This is a genomic window from Intrasporangium sp., assembly GCF_036566125.1.
Taxonomy (GTDB): Bacteria; Actinomycetota; Actinomycetes; order Actinomycetales; family Dermatophilaceae; genus Intrasporangium.
This window is the reverse complement of sequence record NZ_DATCWX010000167.1, coordinates 58,561-76,542: the sequence shown is the minus strand read 5'-3', so window position 1 is coordinate 76,542 and position 17,982 is coordinate 58,561. Positions and strand designations below refer to the sequence as shown.

The window sequence follows — 17,982 nt, the reverse complement described above, 5'->3', positions numbered from 1 at the left end:
GACCCGACATAGGGTGGTGGTGTGGCCGATCCGACGACCTACCGCCCCAGACCGGGCGAGATCCCGCTCGACCCGGGCGTCTACCGCTTCCGGGACGCTCACGGACGTGTCATCTACGTCGGCAAGGCCAAGTCCCTTCGGCCACGGCTGTCCTCGTACTTCCAGGACCTGGCCGCCCTCCATCCGCGGACGGCCACGATGGTCACCTCCGCCGCGTCGGTCGAGTGGACCGTGGTCCGCACCGAGGTCGAGGCCCTCGCTCTCGAGTACTCGTGGATCAAGGAGTTCGACCCCAGGTTCAACGTCAAGTACCGCGACGACAAGTCCTACCCGTTCCTCGCCGTGACGATGGGGGAGGAGTTCCCCCGTGCCCAGGTGATGCGGGGCGCCAAGCGGCGCGGCACGCGGTACTTCGGTCCGTATGGTCACGCCTGGGCCATTCGGGAGACCCTCGACCTGCTGCTCCGGGTCTTCCCGATCCGGACCTGTTCCGCCGGCGTCTTCAAGCGGGCCGCGGCGAGCGGCCGGCCGTGTCTGCTCGGCTACATCGACAAGTGCTCGGCGCCGTGCGTGGGCCGGGTCACCGCCGAGGAGCACCGAGCCATTGCCGAGGACTTCTGTGACTTCATGTCCGGCGACACGAGCCGGTTCAGCAAGCGTCTCGAGGCCCGGATGAGGGAGGCCGCTACCAACCTCGAGTTCGAGGAGGCCGCCCGGCTGCGAGATGACCTCACGGCGATGCGCAAGGCGTTGGAGAAGCAGGCCGTTGTCCTCGGAGACGCCACCGATGCAGACGTCTTCGCCCTGGCCGATGACGACCTCGAGGCGGCCGTGCAGGTCTTCCACGTCCGCGGCGGACGGATCCGGGGTCAGCGGGGCTGGGTCGTCGAGAAGGAGAGCGAGGACCTGCCGCTCCTCATCGAGCACCTGCTCCAGCAGGTCTACGGCGATGTTGACCAGGAGAACGGCGACCGCCATGCCGTGCCCCGCGAGGTCCTGGTCCCGATCCTGCCGGCCGACCGGGAGGCGGTCGTGTCCTGGCTCTCCGGGCTGCGCGGCTCGGCCGTCTCGGTTCGCGTTCCTCAACGCGGTGACAAGCGGAGCCTGATGGAGACGGTTCGGCGCAACGCGGAGCAGTCCCTGACCCGCCACAAGGTGGCGCGCGCCGGGGACCTCACCCTGCGCAGCCAGGCACTCAAGGAGCTCCAGGACTACCTCGGCCTGGCCGAGGCACCACTGCGGATCGAGGGCTACGACGTGAGCCACGTCCAGGGCACCAACGTCGTGGCGAGCATGGTCGTCTTCGAGGACGGGCTGGCGCGCAAGGGCGAGTACCGGCGGTTCATCGTCCGCGGGGCCAACGGGTCCGGAGGTGCGAACGGGCACCACGCGGCCGACTCGGAGTCGGGCCCGGAGTCGGGCACGGAGGCAGGGGCGGTTGACGACACCGCCGCGATGCGCGAAGTGCTGACCAGGCGGTTCCGTCGCTACCTCGAGGAGGCCGAGGGCATCGGGGACCTCGACCTGGCCACTGGCGTCGAGCCGGGGGACGACGCCACAGCCAGCCCCGCAGGCGGGTCCGTTGGCGGTGTCGGTCCGGTTGTCGACGCGGATGCTGGTGCCGATGATGACAGGGCGTCGGGCCCCATCGACCCAGCCACCGGCCGCCCTCGACGCTTCGCCTACCCGCCCAGCCTCGTCGTCGTCGACGGCGGTCTGCCGCAGGTCAACGCTGCCCAGGCAGTGCTGGACGAGCTCGGCATCGAGGAGGTGGCCCTCGTCGGCCTGGCCAAGCGACTCGAGGAGGTGTGGCTGCCGCGGACCGAGTACCCCGTCATCCTGCCGCGCACGAGTGAGGGCCTCTACCTGCTCCAGCGGCTTCGCGACGAGGCGCACCGCTTCGCCATCACCTTCCACCGCCAGCGGCGCTCGAAGGCGATGACGGCCTCGCAGCTCGACGGCGTGCCGGGTCTGGGGGCGGCGCGCCAGCGGGCGCTGCTGAGGCACTTCGGCTCCGTGAAACGACTCCGGGCAGCAGCCGCGGAGGACATCATGGCGGTGCCGGGGATCGGGCCCGCCCTCGCCGCTGCCATCGTCGCGCACTTGTCCGAGGGCGGTCCGGCGCAACCGGCCGTCAGCCTCACGACAGGAGAGATCCTCGAATGAACACCCGGTCCGCGACGTCCGAGAGTCCGCAGCGCGGCGAGAGCGCCGTCGCCGACGCACCGCTCGTCATCGTCACAGGCATGAGCGGCGCCGGCCGGACGACGACCGCCAACGTCCTCGAGGATCTGGGCTGGCTGGTCGTCGACAACCTGCCGCCCCAGATGCTCGAGCCCTTGGCCGAGCTGCGGCATGCCTCCCAGGAGCGCAAGCCCGAGCCCGCGCCACGCCGGGTGGCGGTTGTCGTCGACGTCCGTTCTCGCGGCTGGTTCGCGCACCTGCAGGAGGCCATCGACGCCGCCACCGCCAGGGGTGAGCGACCGAGTGTGCTCTTCCTCGACGCCACGGACGAGGCGCTCGTCCGTCGCTTCGAGAGCGTCCGCCGCCCGCATCCCCTCCAGGGTCGCGGCCGACTGCTCGACGGCATCCAGCGGGAGCGTTCGCTCCTCCTCGACCTGCGATCGAGCGCCGACGTGGTCATCGACAGCTCAGGACTCAACGTCCACCAGCTGGCCGCAAAGCTGACGTCCATCTTCGCCGGCGACCGAGAGGTACAGCTCCGAATCGCCGTGATGAGCTTCGGGTTCAAGTACGGCCTTCCGCTCGACGCCGACGTCGTCCTGGACATGCGGTTCCTGCCCAACCCGTACTGGGTGCCCGAGCTCAAGCCACTCAACGGACAGGACGAGGCAGTGGCCGAGTTCGTCATGCAGCAGGCCGGCGCCGAGGAGTTCCTCGACCGGGCGAGCGACCTGCTCGAGACCATGATCGAGGGGTACATCCGGGAGGGCCGCCGGTATGTCACCGTTGCGATCGGCTGCACCGGAGGCAAGCACCGCTCCGTGGCCACCGCCGAAGCGCTCAGTGCCCGAATCGGGCAGCCCGAGGGGGTCGACACCTTCATCGTCCATCGTGACCTGGGCCGGGAGTGACGGTGCCGCCTGCCGCTCGGCTGCTGAGGAATGACCAGCGGCACATCGTTGCTCTCGGCGGAGGACACGGGCTCGCCGCGTCACTCAGTGCGCTACGCCTCCTCACGGACCACCTGACCGCAGTCGTCACGGTCGCCGACGACGGCGGGTCGAGCGGCCGGCTCCGGGACGACTTCCACGTCCTGCCGCCTGGTGACCTGCGCATGGCCCTCGCCGCGCTCTGCGACGACTCGGACTGGGGCCACACGTGGCGGGACGTGCTGCAGCACCGCTTCGCGGGATCCGGGGAGCTCAACGGTCACGCGCTCGGCAATCTCATGATCGTCTCGATCTGGGAGCTGCTCGGTGACACGGTCCGGGGCCTCGACCTCGTCGGCCGGCTGCTCGGGGCCCGCGGACGCGTGCTGCCCATGGCTGCCGAGCCTCTCGAGATCGTCGCGGAGATCCGCGGCCATGATCCTGCGTCGCCGGACGAGACGGTCGTCGTGCACGGACAGCACCGCATCGCGTCGTCGCCGGGCACCGTGTCCTCGATCGGGATCCTGCCGACCTGCCCGCGGCCATGCCCCGAGGCGCTGACCTCGGTCGCCGAGGCCGACTGGATCGTCTTCGGCCCGGGCTCGTGGTTCACGTCGGTCATGCCGCACCTGCTCGTGCCCGACCTCGCCGACGCCCTGGTCGCGACGAAGGCCCGTCGGCTGCTCAACCTCAACCTCGAGGTGGCCAGGGACGAGACGCGCGACTTCAGTGCGGAGGACCACTTGCGATCCTTCGCCGCGAACGCTCCTGACCTGCGGCTGGACGCCGTGCTTGCCGACCCGAGCGTGGTGGACGATCCCGAGGCCCTGAAGGCCGCCGCCGCGGATGTCGGGGCCGACCTCGTCGTCGCTCCCGTCGTGGCACGTGGTCGCCCCGGCGTCCACGACCCCCTTCGGCTCGCCGCGGCGCTCCGCGACGTCATCTCGGCCTGAGACGCGCGACCGGCGCCGGCTGCGGACCGGAGTCGGGGTTCGCCCCGCCAAGATCGAGTGAACGACTTCTGGCGCAGAACTTGTTCACTCGATCGGGCTTGCATCGAGACCGGTGCGGTGAACCGAATGGCAGGATGTCGACCATGGCGATGACAGCAATGGTGAAGGACGAGCTCTCGCGTCTCGAGGTGACCAAGCCCTGCTGTCGCAAGGCCGAGGTGTCGACCATGCTCCGCTTCGCCGGGGGCCTGCACATCATCGGTGGCCAGATCGTCGTCGAGGCCGAGCTCGACACCGCGAACGCCGCGCGCCGCCTGCGCCGCAACATCTCCGAGGTCTACGGCCACCGGAGCGACGTCCTCGTGCTCGCCGCGGGTGGTCTGCGGCGAGGCTCCCGGTACGTCGTGCGGGTCATCGAGGAAGGTGCCACGCTCGCGCGCCAGACGGGCCTCATCGACGCCCAGGGGCGCCCCGTCCGGGGCCTGCCACCCAAGGTCGTCAGCGGGCCGACGTGCGACTCGGAAGCGGCGTGGCGGGGAGCCTTCCTCGCCCACGGCTCGCTCACCGAGCCGGGCCGATCGTCCGCCCTCGAGATCACCTCGCCGGGCCCGGAGGCCGCCCTGGCCCTCGTGGGAGCAGCTCGTCGGCTCGGCATCCAGTCCAAGGCTCGCGACGTGCGCGGCGTCGACCGTGTCGTCATCCGTGACGGTGATGCCATCGGGGCGATGCTCACCCGCCTCGGGGCGCACGACGCCGTCCTCGCGTGGGAGGAGCGCCGCATGCGGCGCGAGGTCCGCGCCACCGCCAACCGTCTCGCGAACTTCGACGACGCCAACCTGCGCCGCTCCGCACGCGCCGCGGTGGCCGCCGGCGCCAGGGTCGAGCGGGCCATGGAGATCCTCGGTGACGACGTGCCGGAACACCTGCGTGAGGCAGGGACGCTCCGCCTCGAGAACAAGCAGGCCAGCCTGGAGGAGCTCGGCCAGCTCGCGAAGCCACCCATGACGAAGGACGCCGTGGCCGGCCGCATCCGTCGGCTGCTCGCGATGGCCGACAAACGCGCGGAGGAGCTGGGCATACCCGGCACCGAGGCCAACCTCACGCCGGAGATGCTGGACGGCTGACCGCTGGCCCCCAGCCCGCCCTGTGCGATGAGACTCACTGAAACGGGTATTCGCTGACGGACTAGGGTTGACCGTGCGGACATCGCAGCGTTGCGGCGCCCGCCGACCAGTGAAGTCTCACTTGAAGAGGTGCACACCGTGACCGTTCGCGTAGGCATCAACGGCTTTGGCCGCATCGGCCGCAACTTCCTCCGCGCCGCCCTGGCTTCCGGGGCCGACCTCCAGGTCGTTGCCACCAATGACCTCATGGACAACAAGACCCTCGCCCACCTGCTGAAGTACGACAGCATCCTGGGCAAGTTCCCGGGCGAGGTGACCTACGACGAGACGTCAATCAGCGTCGACGGCAATTCGATTCGCGTCTTCGAGGAGAAGGATCCCGCCCAGATCGGCTGGGCGTCGGTCGGAGCCGACGTCATCGTCGAGTCGACCGGCTTCTTCACCGACGCGCAGAAGGCCAGGACCCACCTCGATGCGGGCGCCAAGAAGGTGATCATCTCTGCCCCGGCCAAGAACGAGGACATCACCATCGTCATGGGCGTCAATGACGACCTGTATGACGCCGCCAACCACACCATCATCTCCAACGCGTCGTGCACCACGAACTGCCTCGCACCGATGGCGAAGGTCATGCATGACGAGTTCGGCATCGTCAAGGGCCTCATGACGACGATCCACGCGTACACGGCGGACCAGAACCTCCAGGATGGGCCGCACCGGGACCTGCGGCGTGCTCGGGCCGCCGCGCTCAACATCGTCCCGACGACGACGGGCGCGGCCAAGGCCATCGGCCTGGTCATTCCCGACCTCAAGGGCAAGCTCGATGGCTTCGCGTTCCGGGTGCCGACGCCGACCGGGTCGGCGACCGACCTCACCTTCGAGGCGGGCCGCGAGACGACGGTCGACGAGGTCAACGCCGCCGTCAAGGCTGCCGCCGAGGGACCCCTCAAGGGCTTCCTCGTCTACACCGAGGACCCGATCGTCTCCAAGGACATCGAGACCGACCCGGCATCGTGCATCTTCGACGCCGGCCTGACCAGGGTCATCGGCAACCAGGTCAAGGTCGTCGGCTGGTACGACAACGAGTGGGGTTACTCGAACCGGCTCGTCGACATCGTCAAGCTCGTCGGCCAGTCGCTCTGACGACTCCAGAAGCAGCCGCCACACTCCGCACATCCCACCTCGTACCCGTCACCCACCTGACCCGACCGAAGAGGCAAGCGCGTGAAGACGATTGGCGACCTCGGGGACCTGCGCGGCAAGCGCGTCCTCGTCCGTTCTGACCTCAATGTGCCGCTGGACGGCACGACGATCACGGACGACGGCCGCATCCGCGCGTCCGCACCGACCATCCGGATGCTCACCGAGATGGGGGCGCGCGTCATCGTCTGCGCGCACCTGGGACGCCCCAAGGGCGAGCCGGACGCGCAGTACTCGCTCGCGCCCGTCGCCAAGCGGCTCGGCGAGGTCCTCGGTGCGCCGGTTACCTTCGCGGAAGACACCGTGGGTCCCAGCGCCAGGTCCGCGGTGGAGCACCTCAAGGAAGGCGGGGTGCTCCTGCTCGAGAATCTCCGCTTCAATCCCGGCGAGACCGCCAAGACGGACGAGGGCCGCGCCGAGTTCGCCCAGGCACTCGCCTCGCTCGCCGACGTCTTCGTCTCGGACGGCTTCGGCGTCGTGCACCGCGAGCAGGCCTCCGTCTACGACGTGGCCCGGCTGCTCCCGCACGCGACCGGTGGCCTCGTCGAGGCCGAGGTCAACGTGCTGCGCCGTCTGACCCGCGACCCGCAGCGGCCCTACGCCGTCGTCCTCGGTGGCGCCAAGGTGTCCGACAAGCTCGGGGTCATCGGAAACCTGCTCGGCACCGCCGACAGGCTCATCGTCGGTGGCGGCATGGTGTTCACCTTCCTCGCAGCAAAGGGCCTCGAGGTGGGCAAGAGCCTGCTCGAGGCCGACCAGATCGACACCGTCAAGGGCTATCTCGAGCGGGCTGAGAAGGGGGGCGTCGAGATCGTCCTGCCCGCCGACATCGTCGTCGCGGACGCGTTCAGCGCCGACGCGGCGCACGACGTCGTCGCCGTGGACGCCATCCCTGCGGACCGGATGGGTCTCGACATCGGCCCGGAGTCCTCCCGTCGCTTCGCTGAGAAGCTGTCCGACTGTCGCACGGTGTTCTGGAACGGGCCGATGGGTGCCTTCGAGATGGCGCCGTTCGCCGCGGGAACCAAGGCGATCGCACAGGCACTGGCCGAGGTGACTCGCGACGGGGCCTTGACCGTCGTCGGCGGCGGCGACTCCGCCGCCGCGGTACGGCAGCTCGGTTTCGCGGACACCGACTTCGGCCACATCTCCACCGGAGGCGGTGCGAGCCTCGAATACCTCGAGGGCAAGGAGTTGCCCGGTCTCACCGTCCTCGACGGCGACGCCGACGACCGGGCAGGAGACGCCTGATGGCTGGGGAGAAGCCTGCGGGCCGGGTCCCGCTGATGGCGGGGAACTGGAAGATGAACCTCGACCACCTGCAGGCGACCCACCTCGTCCAGAAGTTGGACTGGACCCTGCGCGACGCCAAGCACGACTACGACGCCGTCGAGGTCGCAGTCATCCCGCCCTTCACCGACCTCCGATCCGTGCAGACCCTCGTCGAGGGAGACCGGTTGCGGCTGCACTATGGCGCCCAGGACCTCTCACCGCACGCGTCGGGTGCCTACACGGGCGACATCTCCGGAGCCTTCCTGAAGAAGCTCGGGTGCACCTACGTCATCGTCGGCCACAGCGAGCGCCGGGAGTACCACGACGAGACCGACGACGTCGTGGCGGCCAAGGTCAAGGCCGCCTACGCGCACGAGCTGACGCCGATCCTCTGCTGCGGCGAGGCCCTCGGGGTGCGTAAGGAGGGCCGCCAGGTCGAGCACGTCGTGGCCCAGCTGCGGGCGGCGCTCGACAGCGTGACGAAGGAGCAGGCGACGAGCATCGTCATCGCCTACGAGCCGATCTGGGCCATCGGCACCGGTGAGGTGGCCACGCCCGAAGACGCCCAGGAGGTGTGCGCCGCCATCCGCACCCTGCTCGCCGAGCTGTACAGCGGCGACCTGGCCGATGGCGTGCGGATCCTCTACGGCGGGAGCGTCAAGGCCGCCAACGTCGCGGCGATCATGGCGCAGGAGGATGTCGACGGCGCCCTCGTCGGCGGCGCGTCGATCGACCCGGCTGAGTTCGCGTCGATCTGCCGCTACCGAGATCACGTCACGGCGACCTGAGCCCAACGGGCCAGACGCACGCCGCTCGTTCGGTCCAGCCGGTCCGGGAAGGTATCCTGTCCCGTGGCCCACCAAAGCCCCACCATCCGACGGGCAGCGCCCGTAGCCGACGATTTGGAGTGACCACGTGGATGCGGTTCGCATCGTGCTGCAGGTCCTGCTGGTGTTGTCCAGCCTGATCCTGACCCTCTTCATCCTCCTGCACAAGGGCAAGGGTGGCGGCCTGTCGGACATGTTCGGCGGTGGCATGTCGACCTCGCTCGGTGGCTCCTCGGTCGCCGAGCGCAACCTCGACCGCTTCACGGTGGCCGTTGCCACGGTCTGGGCCGCGGCGATCATCGGACTGGGCCTGCTGGCCCGCTTCCAGAGCTGAGAGGACGCACATGGCGAGCGGTAACGCAATTCGAGGCAGCCGAGTCGGCGCCGGCCCCATGGGTGAGGCCGAGCGCGGGGACGCGGCCCCCCGGGTCTATGTCTCCTACTGGTGCTCCAACGGCCACGAGACGAAGCCGAGCTTCGCGGAGGAGCCGGGCATGGTGGTGCCCGACATCTGGGACTGCCCCCGCTGCGGCTTCCCGGCCGGCCAGGACCAGGACAACCCGCCGGCTCCACCGAGGGTGGAGCCCTACAAGACCCACCTCGCCTACGTGAAGGAGCGCCGCAGCGACGCCGACGGCGCCGCCATCCTTGACGAGGCGCTGACCAGCCTGCGCGAGCGTGGCCTCATCCAGTGACCGCACCCGTGAGAGCCGGCTGGCCGAGACGTCCCTCCAAAGGCGGCACACCCGGCCACCCACGTTCCGTATGCCGCTGAGCGCGCGCCCGCTCAGCGGCATACGACTGTCTGTGGTGAAGTTCAGGGAAGACGTGAAGCGGCCGCGGCGTCGATGAGCCACCGCGTCGCCTCGGCGCCCTTCGGCGCCGACGCCGGCACGTCCCACCGGTCGGAGGAGGGGTCGAGCGCGGCCGCGACGGCGTCGGCCTTGTCCGCTCCGGCCACGAGGAACCAGATCTCCCGGGAGCGGGCCAGGCACTCGAAGGTGAGGGAAACCCGGTCAGGCGGCGGCTTGGGTGAGTCGTGGACCGCCACGGCGAGGGCACCTGTGACGCGCTGCGCCTCGTGGTGCGGGAAGAGCGACGCGACGTGGCCGTCCGGGCCCATGCCGAGGACGACGACGTCGAAGTCGCCGTGTCCGTGCTGCCGGAACGTCGCAGCGTAGGCCGCGGCACTCGCCTCGGCACTGTCGGACTGATCTGGTCCCTGGACCCGATGGACCTTGGCCTGGTCGAGGCCCAGCGCGGTGAGCCCCGCCTCGTCGTTCTGCGTGTCGTTGCGGTCCGGGTCCCCTAGCGGCAGGTACCGCTCGTCTCCCCACCAGACGCGGACCCTCTGCCAGTCGACCGCGTGGCGCGCCGGCACCTGAGTGAGTGACGTGATGATGTCCGAGCCGAGCGATCCTCCGGTCAGGGCGATCTGTGCCTCGTCGGAACGTGCCTGCGCATCGAGGAGGGCCGTGACGAGGCGAGCCGCCGCTGCGTCAGCGACGGACTGCTTGTCCGGATGAACGATGACGACCGGCTCGGGAGTCATGACGAGGCCTTCTTGGTGGGGGTGGTCCTCTTGCTCTTGGGTTCCTTCTCGGCGGCCTTCGTCTCCTCGCGTGGTGTGGGCTCGCCGGCGAGCTTGCGCCTGGTCGCGGAGCGCACCTGGGCCGTCTTGGCGGTGTCCGGGGCCGGGGGAGCGGTGACCATCGCCATCGCCTCCTTCGCGGAGTCGACGCGCCGCAGACGGGCGGCCAGCCGTCGCGACTGGTCCGGATTGGGTGCCTTGCCCGCGCGAGCGGCTTGCTCAGCCGAGAAGCGCACCGGGGTGAGCTTCTCGATGCCGAGCACCAGGGCCTGCTCGTACGTGTCGTCCGGGTCGAGACGGCGCAGTTCATCGGCGAGGATCTCCTTGGCCTCGCGACGGGGCAGGGTGATCCGGCGGTCCGGTTGGCCCGGCTGGGACAACGTGGCGACGACGTCGCCTGGGCGGACCAGATCGATGGGTCCACCCTTGCGCTCGAGGCGCACCGCGCTGATGCCCGACCCTCGAGGGGTGGCGACGCGCTGGACCGGCACCTTCAGTCGCTGGGCCAGCCACGCGGCCAGCAAGTCGGTCGATGGAGAGTCCGGCGCTCCGGAGACAACCGCCCCAGTCACCGTTTCGTACGGGGGCTGGTCCAGCGCGGCTGCGAGCAGGCCGCGCCAATGGGTGATCCGGGTCCAGGACAGGTCGGTGTCGCCGGGCCGATACGTCTGGGCGCGCTTCTTGAGGACGACGCGTGAGCTTCGGTGCTGGGCCGCGTCGGTGATGCGCCTCTGCGCCATCGTCCCGATGGGGTCGTTCCCGACGTCATCGGGTGCCTCACCGGGCCACCACGCGACGATGGGGGAGTCGGGTAGCAGGAGCGGGACGACGACGCTCGGACCATGCTTGGCCAGCGGACCGTAGAGCCGGAGGACGACGATCTCGCTCGCACCCGCGTCACCGCCCAGGCGGATCTGGGCGTCGAGGCGGCTGCGGCCACGGCGTTCACCCGAGATGAGCACGATGATCCGGCAGGGATGCTGGCGGCTGGCATGGGTGGCGATGTCGATCGCCTCAGAAGCGTCGCTGTCGTCGACCACGACGATGAGGGTCAGGACCCGACCGAGCGCCATCGCACCGACGTCGTTGCGGAGCCGGACGAGGGTCTTGCTCACCGCAGCCGTGGTCGTGTCGGTGAGGTCGCGGATCACGGCATCCTCCAGGTGCGACCGTCGCGTTCGAGCATCCGGACGGCGCAGGGCGGTCCCCAGGTGCCGGCGGCATACTGCTCCGGCTTGCCGTTGCGCTGCCAGTGCCTGAGGAGCGGGTCGAGAATGCGCCAGGACAGCTCGACCTCCTCGTGGCGGGGAAAGAGCGGGGGATCTCCCAGAAGCACGTCGAGGATGAGGCGCTCGTAGGCCTCGGGTGAGCTCTCCGTGAAGGCCGATCCGTAGCCGAAGTCCATCGTCACATCGCGAATGTCCATCTGCCCGCCCGGCACCTTCGACCCGAAGCGGATCGTGACGCCCTCGTCCGGCTGGACCCGGATGACGACGGCGTTCTCGCCCAGCTCCTCGGTCGCCGTGTGCTCGAAGGGCAGGTGCGGTGCGCGTTTGAAGATGACGGCGATCTCGGTCACCCGCTTGCCCAGGCGCTTTCCCGTGCGTAGGTAGAAGGGCACACCGGCCCACCGCCGGGTGTCGACCTCAAGCGTCACGGCGGCGAACGTCTCGGTCGTGGAGTCGGGGGCGACCCCGTCCTCCTCGCAATAGCCGACGACCTCGGTGGCACCCTGCCATCCCGCGGCGTACTGCCCGCGGGCGGCGTGGGCGTCGAGGTCCTGAGGCAGACGTACGGCCGACAGGACCTTCTCCTTCTCCCCGCGCAGTTCATTGGCGTCGAAGGACACCGGTTCCTCCATCGCCGTCAGAGCGAGGAGCTGCAGGAGGTGGTTCTGGATGACGTCGCGCGTGGCACCAATGCCGTCGTAGTAGCCGGCCCGCCCGCCGATTCCGATGTCCTCGGCCATCGTGATCTGCACGTGGTCGACATAGTGCGCGTTCCAGACCGGTTCGAAGAGCTGGTTGGCGAACCGCAGGGCGAGCAGGTTCTGGACGGTCTCCTTGCCGAGATAGTGGTCGATCCGGAAGATGCTGTCCGGCGGGAAGACCTTTTCGACGATCCGGTTCAGCTCCTGTGCGCTTCGCAGGTCGTGGCCGAACGGCTTCTCGATGACGACGCGACGCCAGGAGTCCCCATCCGCCTCGGCGAGCCCCGACCGTTCGAGCTGCTCGCAGACCGGGGCGAAGAACGCCGGCGGGACCGACAGGTAGAAGGCATGGTTCCCGCCAGTGCCCCGAACGGAGTCAAGTTCACGCACGGTCTGGGCGAGCAGGTCGAATGCCGCCGGATCGTCGAACGTGCCCGGCACGAAGCGGAACCCCTCGGCGAGGTTGCGCCAGACCGAGTCGCTGAACGGGGTCCTGGCGTGTTCCCGCACCGCCTCATGGACGACCTTGCCGAAATCCTGGGTGGCCCAGTCGCGGCGGGCGAAGCCGACCAGTGAGAAGCCCGGCGGCAGCAGCCCGCGGTTCGCGAGGTCGTAGATGGCGGGCAAGAGCTTCTTGCGGGCGAGGTCACCGGTGACGCCGAAGAGCACCATGCTGCAAGGACCCGCGATCCGGGGGAGGCGCTTGTCCTCCGGGTCGCGCAGCGGGTTCACGCCATGGGCGACCCGCGCCGGGCTCATCCGTGGTCTCCCGCCTGCAGCGCCTTGCGGACCTGGGCCAGTCCGGCGTCGTGCTCGGTCAGGTGCAGCCGAACGACCGGCCGCCCGTGGTCGGCGAGCACCTGTGCGTCGCCGCCCGCCTGTGCCGCGATGAACTTCCCGAAGGTGAAGTCCCGGCCCGGTACCGGAAGGTCCTCGTGCGGGGCGGAGGTGATCTGGAGGTAGACCCCCACGGGAGGTCCGCCCTTGTGGAACTGCCCGGTCGAGTGGAGGAACCGGGGCCCCCATCCGAAGGTCGTCGGCCGCTCCGTGCGCTTGGCCAGAGCCCGTCGGCACTCGGCCAGGTCGGCATCCTCGAGCCGGTCGAGGTAGGCCATCACCGCCACGTAGCCGCGCTCGCCGACCTGTCCCAGCAGTGCGGTGACGGCCTCGTCGACGGTTGCCGCCTGACCCAGCCAGCCACCCCCCAGTGCGCGGACCTCAACGGCCCCGTCCACGAAGGCCGGCGCAGTGCCTTCACCGGTGCCCTCCTCGAGGAGCCCGCGAGCGGCCTGCTTCGCGGACTCGACGTCCGGTTGGTCGAACGGGTTGATCCCGAGCAGTCGCCCCGACACGGCGATGGCCGCTTCCCAGAGCAGCATCTGGGCGCCGAGCGTCCCGCCGACGCGGACGCTGTCGCCGCTCGGGCGGGTCTCGTCGTCGGCCGCCACGAGACGGGCCACGAGGACGTCGCTCGCGGGCCACTGGATCTCGGGGTCCTCCTCCGACTGGACCACGACGGGGAGCAGTCCGGTGCCGTCCTTCCCGGTGGACTCGGCGATGAGCTGCTCGGCCCAGTCGGCGAAGCCGTGGATCCCGGAGCCGTCGTCGAGCAGAGCCACCTTGTCGCGGAGCGGATCGGTGCCACCCAGAGCGGCCCCCAGCCGAAGGGCCGGGTTGGCGGCGTCGTCGGCTGCGAGCAGGTCGGCGACCGACTCCGCCTCGTCGAGCAGGGCCGAGACATCCACTCCCGCGAGACCGCTCGGCACGAGACCGAAGGCGGTCAGCGCCGAGTAGCGCCCGCCGACGTTGGGATCGGCATTGACGACGCGATACCCCTTCGCCCGCGCCTCGGCGTCGAGCGGGCTCCCCGGATCCGTCACGACCACTATGCGGGCAGCCGGATCGATCCCTGCCTCCGTGAAGGCCTGCTCGTAGGCCCGCCGTTGCGAGTCGGTCTCCACGGTCGAGCCCGACTTGCTTGACACGACGACCACCGAGTGCTCGAGGTCGTCGCTGATGGCTCGCCGCACGTAGTCCGGGTCGGACGAGTCGAGCACGACCAAGGGCTTGCCTGCGGTGGCGCAGATGACCTCCGGCGCGAGCGAGGACCCGCCCATGCCACAGAGGACGACGTGGTCGAGCCCCTCCTCCGCAAAGACCTCCCGCAGCGCTGCGATCTCCCCGACGAGCGGCCGGGAGGACGTGGCGAGGCCGACCCAGGCGAGGCGGATGCTCGCCTCCGACTCCGCCTCAGGACCCCACAGGGTGGCGTCCCTGGCGAAGAGCCGACTCGCCACCGAGTCCCGGACGAGGTCAGGGACGTGCCGCTCGATCGCGTCCGCAGCTGCTCCAGACGCGCTGACGGACAGGGCGGTCATGCCCGCACCTTCTCCATCTCCTCAGCAGCGCCGGCGAGGAGCGCGGTCCACGACTTCTCGAACTTCTCGACGCCTTCGTCCTCGAGGACCTGGACGACGTCGTTGTAGGAGATCCCTTGGGCGGCAAGGCCGTCCAGCACTGCACTCGCGTCGGCGTAGTTGCCCGTCACGGTGTCGCCCTTGATCTCTGCGTGGTCGGCGGTCGCCTCGAGCGTCTTGCTCGGCATCGTGTTGACCACGCCGGGGGCGACGAGCTCGGTGACGTAGAGGGTGTCCGGGTAGGCGGGGTCCTTGACGCCCGTCGAGGCCCAGAGCGGGCGCTGGACGTTGGCTCCCTCGTCGGCGAGGCTCTTCCAGCGTGGCGTGCCGAAGACCTCCTCGTAGGCCTGGTACGCGAGTCGGGCGTTGGCGACGCCGGCCTTGCCACGCAGGGCCTTCGCCTCGTCGGTCCCGATGGCGTCCAGTCGCTTGTCGACCTCGGTGTCCACGCGCGAGACGAAGAACGATGCGACGGAGTAGATCTTCGACAGGTCCTTGCCCGCCGCGTGCGCCTTCTCGAGCCCTTCGAGGTAGGCGTTCATGACGGCGCGGTAGCGGTCCAGCGCGAAGATCAGGGTCACGTTGACGCTGATGCCCTCCGCGGTGGCCGCCGTGATCGCTGGGAGCCCCGCCTCGGTCGCGGGGATCTTGATGAGGACGTTGGGCCGGTCCACGTCGGCGTAGAGCTGCTTGGCCTGGTCGATCGTGCGCTCCGTGTCGTGGGCCAGCCGGGGGTCGACCTCGATGGAGACCCGGCCGTCGACGCCGCCGGTCCGGTCGTAGATCGGCCGGAACAGGTCACACGCGTCACTCACGTCGGCCGTCGTCAGCTCGTGCACGATCTCCTCGGCGCTCTTGCCCTTGTTCGTCAGGGCCGCCAGGTCGTCGTTGTAACGGTCCCCTGAGGACAGGGCCTGCTGGAAGATCGTCGGGTTGGAGGTCATCCCGACGACGTTGCGCTCCTCCATGAGCTCGGCGATCTTGCCGGTCTCGATCAGCTCGCGCGACAGGTCATCGAGCCAGATCGAGACGCCGGCGTCCGACAGTGCCTTGGTGTTGGGATTTGTCATGGTGGTCACTTCCTCTTCGAGGTGTGCGCTGTCGCGGACTTCTTGGCGGCGGCGCGGGGCATGGAGCTCTTGACATCTGTGTCACCGCTCGAGTCGCGCTTACGCGGGTTGGTCTCGGTGATGGCGGGCGCGTGGACCGCGGTCTGGGCGGCCTTGATCGAGTCCTTCGCGGCCTTGACGACGGCCTCTGCGGTGATCCCGAACTCCCGGAAGATCGTCTTGTAATCGGCGGAGGCGCCGAAGTGCTCGAGGCTGATGGTGCGCCCGGCGTCGCCGACGATGTCGTGCCAACCCATCGAGACGCCGGCCTCGACGCTGACCCGGGCGCGCACCTCGGGTGGCAGCACCTTGTTCTGGTAGCCCTTCGACTGCCTCTCGAACCACTCCCGGCAGGGCATCGAGACGACGCGCGTCGCGATCCGGGACTTCTCGAGCTGCTCGGCGGCCTGAACCGCGAGCTGCACCTCCGAGCCGGTCGCGACGAGGATGACGTCCGGGCTACCGGGCTCGGACTCCTCGACGAGGACATAGGCGCCCTTGGCGACGCCGCTCGCCTTGCCGTGCGTCTTGCGGTCGAAGGTCGGGACCGGCTGCCGGGTGAGGGCGAGGGCGGTCGGGCCGGTCGCGTTGGTGAGGATCTGGCCCCACGCGGCGGCGGTCTCGTTGGCATCTGCGGGACGGACGACGTCGAGGCCGGGGATCGCGCGCAACGCGGCCAGGTGCTCGACGGGCTGGTGGGTCGGCCCGTCCTCGCCGAGGCCGACCGAGTCGTGAGTCCACACGTAGGTGACGGGCAGCTGTTGCAGTGCGGCGAGACGCACGGCCGGCCGCATGTAGTCGGAGAAGATGAGGAACGTCCCGCCGTAGGGTCGCGTGAGGCCCTCGAGCGCGATGCCGTTGAGGATCATCCCCATGCCGTGCTCGCGCACCCCGAAGTGCAGAGTGCGGCCGTAGGGGTTGCCCTGCCAGACCTTGGTCTGCTTCGACGTCGGGATGAAGGACGGCTCACCCTCCATCGTCGTGTTGTTCGACTCGGCGAGGTCGGCGGAGCCACCCCACAGCTCAGGCATGACGGGCGCCAGCGCGGTGAGGACCTTGCCAGAGGCCGCACGCGTCGCGATGCCCTTCTCGTCGGCGGGGAAGGTCGGCAGCGCCTTGGTCAGGCCCTCGGGGGCCCGACCGGAGACGACGCGGTCGAGCAGGGCCGCGCGGTCCGGATTCGCCTTGCGCCAGGCCGCGTAGGACGTCTTCCACTCGCGGTGGACCGCCTTGCCGCGCTGGACGACCTCACGGGCCCGCTTCAGCACGGCCGGCTCGACGACGAACGACTTCTTCGGGTCGAAGCCGAGCAGCTCCTTCGTGGCCGCCACCTCCTCCTCACCGAGCGCAGAGCCGTGCGACTTGCCGGTGTCCTGCTTTGTCGGGGCCGGCCAGGCGATGATCGTGCGGAGGACCACAAGGGTCGGCTTGTTGGTCACCTGCTCGCCCGACCGGATCGCGGCGAACAGCGCGTCGACGTCCTCGACATAGTCCGCCCCGTCGCCGTCGCCCCGCCAGTCCACGGTGACGACGTGCCACCCGTAGGCCTCGAACCGCTTCCCCACGTCCTCGCTGAACGCGATGTCCGTGTCGTCCTCGATGGAGATCTGGTTCGCGTCGTAGACCACGGTGAGGTTGCCCAGCTCCTGGTGGCCCGCGAGGGAGCAGGCCTCATGGCTGACACCCTCCTCCATGTCGCCGTCAGAGGCGATGACATAGATCCGATGGTCGAACGGGCTCGTGCCCGCCGCGGCATCCGGGTCGAAGAGGCCTCGCTGGCGGCGCTGCGCCATGGCCATGCCAACTGCGGAGGCGAGTCCGGAGCCGAGGGGGCCAGTGGTGATCTCGACGCCGACCGTGTGGTGCACCTCCGGGTGTCCAGGGGTCTTGGAACCCCACGTGCGCAGCGCCTTGAGGTCGTCGAGCGTCAGGCCATAACCGCTGAGGTAGAGCTGGATGTACTGCGTCAGGCTCGTATGACCCGCCGAGAGGACGAAGCGGTCCCGGCCGAGCCACGACGGGTCCGACGGATCGTGGCGCATGACGTTCTGGTAGAGCAGGTACGCCAGCGGCGCGAGGGACATCGCCGTCCCCGGGTGCCCGTTTCCGACCTTCTGGACGGCGTCCGCAGCGAGGACGCGGATCGTGTCCACGGCGCGGAGGTCGACGTCGGACCACCCGGCCTCGTCGGCGACCGGCCTGGCCAGGTTTCGGCTCCGTTTGGCCAAGAGGTCCTTGGGTGCCGTCCTGCCTCGGTTGGATGTGGTCTCCGTTGCGGTTGCACTGGTCGTGGGCACGGGACGGGTCTCCTTATGGGCCAGATGAAGTGCGGCGCGTGACATCACGAGCCTAGTGCGTGGCGCTGGGGACGAGGCAGGCCCGCCGGGCAGACCCGGCGGGCCTGCCCGGCCGGATGACACCTACACGGCTGGTCCCTTACCCGGAT

The 17,982-nt window shown here is 69.7% G+C and carries 15 protein-coding genes; 9 read left to right on the top strand and 6 right to left on the bottom strand.

The annotated features are described in order from the left end of the window. Nucleotides 1-21 precede the first annotated feature (21 nt). The 9 genes from uvrC (at nucleotide 22) to VIR15_RS10170 (ending at nucleotide 9,184) form a co-directional block, all read left to right on the top strand. Nucleotides 22-2,166 carry an excinuclease ABC subunit UvrC gene (uvrC, locus tag VIR15_RS10210; RefSeq protein ID WP_331927369.1) on the top strand — a complete coding sequence of 715 codons (2,145 nt, stop codon included), beginning with the start codon at nucleotides 22-24 and terminating at the stop codon, nucleotides 2,164-2,166. Then, nucleotides 2,163-3,095, top strand: a complete 933-nt coding sequence (gene rapZ, locus VIR15_RS10205) for an RNase adapter RapZ (protein WP_331927368.1) — start codon at nucleotides 2,163-2,165, stop codon at nucleotides 3,093-3,095. The genes uvrC and rapZ overlap by 4 nt, the downstream gene beginning before the upstream one ends. Before the next feature lie 2 nt (nucleotides 3,096-3,097). Continuing rightward, nucleotides 3,098-4,066, top strand: a complete 969-nt coding sequence (locus VIR15_RS10200; RefSeq protein WP_331927367.1) for a gluconeogenesis factor YvcK family protein — start codon at nucleotides 3,098-3,100, stop codon at nucleotides 4,064-4,066. 143 nt (nucleotides 4,067-4,209) lie between these two features. Further along, nucleotides 4,210-5,190: a DNA-binding protein WhiA gene (whiA, locus tag VIR15_RS10195; RefSeq protein ID WP_331927366.1), complete on the top strand. Its 981-nt coding sequence runs from the start codon at nucleotides 4,210-4,212 to the stop codon at nucleotides 5,188-5,190. Nucleotides 5,191-5,328: 138 nt separating this feature from the next. After that, on the top strand, nucleotides 5,329-6,333 hold the full coding sequence (gene gap / locus VIR15_RS10190; RefSeq protein WP_331927365.1) for a type I glyceraldehyde-3-phosphate dehydrogenase: 1,005 nt from the start codon (nucleotides 5,329-5,331) through the stop codon (nucleotides 6,331-6,333). Nucleotides 6,334-6,414: 81 nt separating this feature from the next. Further along, complete coding sequence (locus tag VIR15_RS10185; RefSeq protein ID WP_331927364.1) at nucleotides 6,415-7,641, top strand: phosphoglycerate kinase; 1,227 nt, start codon at nucleotides 6,415-6,417, stop codon at nucleotides 7,639-7,641. Further along, the gene (gene tpiA / locus VIR15_RS10180; RefSeq protein WP_331927363.1) at nucleotides 7,641-8,450 is read left to right on the top strand and encodes a triose-phosphate isomerase; all 810 of its coding nucleotides are present in this window, start codon (nucleotides 7,641-7,643) and stop codon (nucleotides 8,448-8,450) included. The genes VIR15_RS10185 and tpiA overlap by 1 nt, the downstream gene beginning before the upstream one ends. A 127-nt stretch (nucleotides 8,451-8,577) precedes the next feature. Beyond that, nucleotides 8,578-8,823, top strand: coding sequence for a preprotein translocase subunit SecG (gene secG / locus VIR15_RS10175; RefSeq protein WP_331927362.1), 246 nt, complete (start codon nucleotides 8,578-8,580; stop codon nucleotides 8,821-8,823). Nucleotides 8,824-8,833: 10 nt separating this feature from the next. Next, nucleotides 8,834-9,184 (top strand): RNA polymerase-binding protein RbpA, encoded by a 351-nt coding sequence (locus tag VIR15_RS10170; RefSeq protein WP_331927361.1) that lies wholly within the window; start codon nucleotides 8,834-8,836, stop codon nucleotides 9,182-9,184. A gap of 122 nt (nucleotides 9,185-9,306) precedes the next feature. Here VIR15_RS10170 and pgl read toward each other — a convergent pair whose 3' ends face one another. The 6 genes from pgl to tkt are packed head-to-tail and all read right to left on the bottom strand — an operon-like array spanning nucleotide 9,307 to nucleotide 17,833. Then, complete coding sequence (gene pgl, locus VIR15_RS10165) at nucleotides 9,307-10,041, bottom strand: 6-phosphogluconolactonase (protein ID WP_331927360.1); 735 nt, start codon at nucleotides 10,039-10,041, stop codon at nucleotides 9,307-9,309. Next, nucleotides 10,038-11,231: a glucose-6-phosphate dehydrogenase assembly protein OpcA gene (locus VIR15_RS10160; protein WP_331927359.1), complete on the bottom strand. Its 1,194-nt coding sequence runs from the start codon at nucleotides 11,229-11,231 to the stop codon at nucleotides 10,038-10,040. Before VIR15_RS10160 ends, pgl begins: the two co-directional genes overlap by 4 nt. Continuing rightward, nucleotides 11,228-12,769, bottom strand: coding sequence for a glucose-6-phosphate dehydrogenase (zwf, locus tag VIR15_RS10155; protein ID WP_331927358.1), 1,542 nt, complete (start codon nucleotides 12,767-12,769; stop codon nucleotides 11,228-11,230). Before zwf ends, VIR15_RS10160 begins: the two co-directional genes overlap by 4 nt. Continuing rightward, the gene (locus tag VIR15_RS10150; protein ID WP_331927357.1) at nucleotides 12,766-14,388 is read right to left on the bottom strand and encodes a phosphoglucose isomerase-related protein; all 1,623 of its coding nucleotides are present in this window, start codon (nucleotides 14,386-14,388) and stop codon (nucleotides 12,766-12,768) included. The genes zwf and VIR15_RS10150 overlap by 4 nt, the downstream gene beginning before the upstream one ends. After that, nucleotides 14,385-15,497, bottom strand: a complete 1,113-nt coding sequence (tal, locus tag VIR15_RS10145; RefSeq protein WP_331927356.1) for a transaldolase — start codon at nucleotides 15,495-15,497, stop codon at nucleotides 14,385-14,387. The genes VIR15_RS10150 and tal overlap by 4 nt, the downstream gene beginning before the upstream one ends. A gap of 5 nt (nucleotides 15,498-15,502) precedes the next feature. Further along, complete coding sequence (gene tkt, locus VIR15_RS10140; protein WP_331927355.1) at nucleotides 15,503-17,833, bottom strand: transketolase; 2,331 nt, start codon at nucleotides 17,831-17,833, stop codon at nucleotides 15,503-15,505. Nucleotides 17,834-17,982: the final 149 nt, after the last annotated feature.

Bases quoted from the DNA above. Each gene is read 5' to 3' on its own strand.
- rapZ (WP_331927368.1), top strand. From the start codon at position 2,163: ATGAACACCCGGTCCGCGACGTCCGAGAGTCCGCAGCGCGGCGAGAGC.
- whiA (WP_331927366.1), top strand. From the start codon at position 4,210: ATGGCGATGACAGCAATGGTGAAGGACGAGCTCTCGCGTCTCGAGGTG.
- tpiA (WP_331927363.1), top strand. From the start codon at position 7,641: ATGGCTGGGGAGAAGCCTGCGGGCCGGGTCCCGCTGATGGCGGGGAAC.
- VIR15_RS10170 (WP_331927361.1), top strand. From the start codon at position 8,834: ATGGCGAGCGGTAACGCAATTCGAGGCAGCCGAGTCGGCGCCGGCCCC.
- pgl (WP_331927360.1), bottom strand. From the start codon at position 10,041: ATGACTCCCGAGCCGGTCGTCATCGTTCATCCGGACAAGCAGTCCGTC.
- zwf (WP_331927358.1), bottom strand. From the start codon at position 12,769: ATGAGCCCGGCGCGGGTCGCCCATGGCGTGAACCCGCTGCGCGACCCG.
- VIR15_RS10150 (WP_331927357.1), bottom strand. From the start codon at position 14,388: ATGACCGCCCTGTCCGTCAGCGCGTCTGGAGCAGCTGCGGACGCGATC.
- tal (WP_331927356.1), bottom strand. From the start codon at position 15,497: ATGACAAATCCCAACACCAAGGCACTGTCGGACGCCGGCGTCTCGATC.